We start from the raw sequence: 3807 nt of genomic DNA, 5'->3' as shown, positions 1-3807 counted from the left end.
GCGCGAAGACCGCAGGCAGCATGCCGTCCTGTGCCATGGCGAACATGATCCGGCTTTGTCCCAGCAATCCGACCAAAAGTACGGATGTGAAGCCCAGGATTATCCCAAGTTTGACTGTTACCTGCAGCCACACGAATGGCGTGCGCCCGATCGCTGTGGCAACCGGAGCGGCATCACCATGCATTTGCTCGTAATTGACCATTCCCGTCAGCACGACGGCGAAAGCCACATAGAGTATGGTGCAGATGACCAACGATCCATGAATTCCAATCGGCATGGTCCGCTGCGGCTCTTTGGCCTCCGCTGCCGTTGTACTGACCGCGTCGAACCCCAAGTAGGCGAAGAACACCACACCCGCACCACGCAAAATACCGGACCAGCCAAAGCTACCAAACGTGCCGGTATTGTCCGGGATGAACGGATGATAGTTCGCCGGCGCAATATAGAACACGCCAACTCCGATGACGGTGAGTACCACTGCCACCTTCAGCACCACGATCACGGCGTTCACCCGTGCCGATTCTCGGATGCCCGCGATCAGCAGCAGCGAGATCGCCAGTATGATCCCGACCGCCGGTAAGTTGACAATACCACCCGCGTCTGGTGCCGCGACCAGGCTGTGCGGCAAGTTCACGCCCCAGCCATGCAGGAGCGACTGCACGTAACTCGACCACGAGACCGCCACGGTGCCAGCGCCCACGGCATATTCGAGCAACAGATCCCAACCTATGATCCATGCGGCCAGTTCACCCAGCGTCGCATAGGCGTAGGCATAGGCAGAGCCGGCTGACGGGATCATGCTGGCTAGTTCGCTGTAGCACAGCCCCGTCAATGCGCACCCGGCGGCAGCGAGCAGGAAGCTCAGCACCACAGCAGGCCCGGCATAATCGGCTGCCGCAATCCCCGTCAGCGAGAACAGGCCTGCGCCGATGATTGCGCCAATGCCGAGCGAGACCAGGTTGGCCGCGCCAAGGGTGCGTTGAAGCCCGGCATCTTTGTCCGACCCAATCGGCTTTCGGGCGGCGAGGTGGTGGAGCAGACCCATCATACGTCTGCCAACGGCGGCACCCGGCCACAGATCCCACCCAGGCGCGACGATTGGTCCACTTGCAGTTAACCCGATTTCCGCTCAATTTCGATGAGGTCAACCGAGATCTCGCCCGCGTCGACAACCAGGCGGCCAACCGATATGGGCAGCGAGAAGCGGCGTGGACCGGCGCTCCCTGGATTGACGTACAGAATTCCATCTTTCCATCGAAATCCCGCTTTGTGGGAGTGGCCGGAGATAACGGCTTGAAACCCCGCTGCGACGGGATCGAGGTCGAGGTCCTGGATACTGTGAAGCACATACAGGGACGTGACCTCGCCAACGTGAAGCACCGCCATCTCCGGAAGCGATTGCGCCCATGCGGCCGTGTCGACGTTGCCGCGGATTGCGGTGACAGGCGCGATCCGAGCAAGTGCGGGCAGGATCAGCGGATCACCGACGTCGCCCGCGTGCACGATAAAGTTGCTTCCCCGGAGGAGATCGAGTGCCTCGGGCCGAAGAAACCCGTGGGTATCAGAAATAAGGCCGACGATATAATTTGGGGACATTCGAAGGATCTCTCGTCGTTCACGTGCAGACGACGTCAAGCTGACTGAAACCACTTGTTATAGGATATCGACAAAGCTCCCGATGCCAACGAAGCGCAAGCTAGCCCCAACCGCTCCCGCCCAGGCCGATGAAGCCATCGCGGCAATTTGCGCCGTCGTTCGCGGCATTCCCAAGGGCTGGGTTGCCACTTACGGGCAGGTCGCCGCCATGGCCGGTCTGCCCCGGCGGGCCCGGCTCGTAGGCCATGTCCTGCAGCATCTCGATCCCGCAATCAAAATCCCTTGGCATCGGGTCGTCAACGCCAAGGGTGAGGTGTCCTACACCCAATCTCGAAACGGCGGCGACGCCCTACAGCAGCGCTTGCTGGAGAAGGAAGGCATCGAGTTCGACGACAACAACCGCTTCAACCTGGAGCGCTTTCGCTGGCATGGCTAGAACGGTCACGCTCGCGCCGGGTCTGCCGACTGGCCGAATAGCCGCGCGATCCCGCCCTGTAGATGCGCATCCATTGCCTGCCGCGCCTCCTCCACATCGCTGTTGCGAATGGCGTCGCATACGCGGGCGTGTTCGGAGTGCGTGTCGCGGGCCCGGTCGGCAGCGGGGCGTGTCGCAAGCTCGCGGGTAAGTTTGATGCTGAAGCGCGTCTGCTCACTCAGCGCATCGAGCACCGCTACGTAAAACCGGTTGCCACTGGCCCGGGCGATGGCGGCATGCAGGGCGATATCGGCCTCTATTCCAGATTGGCCCGTTGCCATGTCATGTTCCAGCGCGGGCTGGGCGGCGGCGATTGCCCGGATATCATCGGCGGTTCGGCGCAGGGCCGCATCGGCCGCCATTGCACGCTCCACGCTGCAGCGAAATTCCAGAAACCGTTGGACGTCGGGAATATTCGCAAGTGGCTGGAACGTCATGGCCGGCAGCGCGCGCGTTCCAGCCTGCACGAAGGTGCCGGATCCTTTCCGCGCATACAGCCGACCCTCCGCCCGCAACCGTGCCAATGCCTGCCGCAGTATGGGCCGGGACACGGAGAATTGGTGCGCAAGGGCGTGTTCGCCCGGCAGACGCGTATCTTCCTCCATGGCCGACTGCCGCATCCATGCGACCAAGCGCTGGTAGGTTTGCTCTCCAAGCGAGCGATTGGCGTCATCGTCGGTCATGGCCAGAACCATCTCGTGCACACACGAATGATGCAAGCTGTAATAGGCTGTCAATAACAGTCAAATCTGGTTGACAGGACGGGTTAATCTGTTTGAGATCCGCGCTAACGTCCTCAAGGCCAAAGGCAAGCAGATGCAACGCATCACAGCAATTCGCACGATCAGAATTGCGGAACGACCGAACCTCATCTGGGTGGAATTGGAAACGGAGGACGGCCTGACCGGCCTCGGTGAATCGTTCCGGGGGGCGCAGGCTGTCGAGGGGGCGCTGCACGAGCAGGTTGCCCCATGGCTGCTCGGCCGCGATGCCAAGCAGATCGAGGCGATCTCCCGCCAATTGATGTCGCCCTATCTGGGTTTCGACAGCGCCGGGGCCGAAATCCGGGCGGCCAGCGCCGTCGATATAGCCCTATGGGACCTCGCCGGGCAGCGACATGGTATCCCCGTGTATGAAGCCCTGGGGGGTGCAGCCCGTCCGAATATCCGGGCCTATAACACCTGTGCCGGCTACACCTACAACACGGCCGGTGTCCAGCGGCGCGACATCAGCGCGTCGGACGAGGCTCGCGGCCCCTATGACGACCAGATCGCCTTCACGCGCGACGCCGGAGCGCTGGCCGAGAGCCTGCTGGCGGAAGGCTACGCCGCCATGAAGATCTGGCCGTTCGATGTCTACGCTCCCGCTTCCGGCGGCCACCTGATCACGCTCGAGGATCTGAAGGCAGGGCTGGAGCCGTTCCGCAAGATCCGCAACGCCGTTGGCGACCGGATCGAAGTGATGTGCGAGCTACACAGTCTGTGGGGCACTCACGCCGCCGCGCGCATCTGTCGAGCGCTGGAAGATTACGGCGTGTTCTGGGCCGAGGACCCGGTTGGCAAGATGAGCGACGTGGCTGCCTTGGCCGACTTGCGTCGGCAAACCCGCGTGCCGATCTGCGGCAGCGAGACGCTGGGTGGCCTGGTGCCGTTCCGCGACCTGCTGGCTGCCGAGGCGATCGACGTGGTGATGTTGGACCTTGCCTGGTGCGGCGGCCTCACGGTCGGGCGAAAGAT

At 62.4% G+C, this 3807-nt stretch carries 5 protein-coding genes; 2 read left to right on the top strand and 3 right to left on the bottom strand.

The window, feature by feature from the left end:
* The coding region (locus GSQ76_RS24280) for an amino acid permease (RefSeq protein ID WP_254070610.1) at positions 1–1048 on the bottom strand (1048 nt) is incomplete at its 3' end.
* 65 nt (positions 1049–1113) lie between these two features.
* On the bottom strand, positions 1114–1596 hold the full coding sequence (locus tag GSQ76_RS24275) for a metallophosphoesterase family protein (RefSeq protein ID WP_158746682.1): 483 nt from the start codon (positions 1594–1596) through the stop codon (positions 1114–1116).
* An 82-nt stretch (positions 1597–1678) separates the two neighbouring features.
* Here GSQ76_RS24275 and GSQ76_RS24270 point away from each other — a divergent pair, with 82 nt between their 5' ends.
* Positions 1679–2032, top strand: a complete 354-nt coding sequence (locus GSQ76_RS24270; protein WP_158746681.1) for an MGMT family protein — start codon at positions 1679–1681, stop codon at positions 2030–2032.
* Between the two features lie 5 nt (positions 2033–2037).
* On the opposite strand, the gene GSQ76_RS24265 is transcribed toward GSQ76_RS24270, so the two are convergent.
* On the bottom strand, positions 2038–2754 hold the full coding sequence (locus GSQ76_RS24265; protein WP_158746680.1) for a FadR/GntR family transcriptional regulator: 717 nt from the start codon (positions 2752–2754) through the stop codon (positions 2038–2040).
* Between the two features lie 133 nt (positions 2755–2887).
* Between GSQ76_RS24265 and GSQ76_RS24260 the strand changes: the two genes are divergently transcribed.
* Positions 2888–3807 (top strand): mandelate racemase/muconate lactonizing enzyme family protein (locus GSQ76_RS24260; RefSeq protein ID WP_158746679.1); only part of this gene is annotated, 920 nt, incomplete at its 3' end.

The organism is Acidisphaera sp. L21 (genome assembly GCF_009765685.1).
Classification (GTDB): domain Bacteria; phylum Pseudomonadota; class Alphaproteobacteria; order Acetobacterales; family Acetobacteraceae; genus LMUY01.
Note: the sequence above shows the minus strand (reverse complement) of the source record. Positions and strands in the feature narration are given on the sequence as shown.

Coding starts and splice junctions, on each gene's coding strand:
- GSQ76_RS24275 (WP_158746682.1), bottom strand. CDS start 1,596: ATGTCCCCAAATTATATCGTCGGCCTTATTTCTGATACCCACGGGTTT.
- GSQ76_RS24270 (WP_158746681.1), top strand. CDS start 1,679: ATGCCAACGAAGCGCAAGCTAGCCCCAACCGCTCCCGCCCAGGCCGAT.
- GSQ76_RS24265 (WP_158746680.1), bottom strand. CDS start 2,754: ATGACCGACGATGACGCCAATCGCTCGCTTGGAGAGCAAACCTACCAG.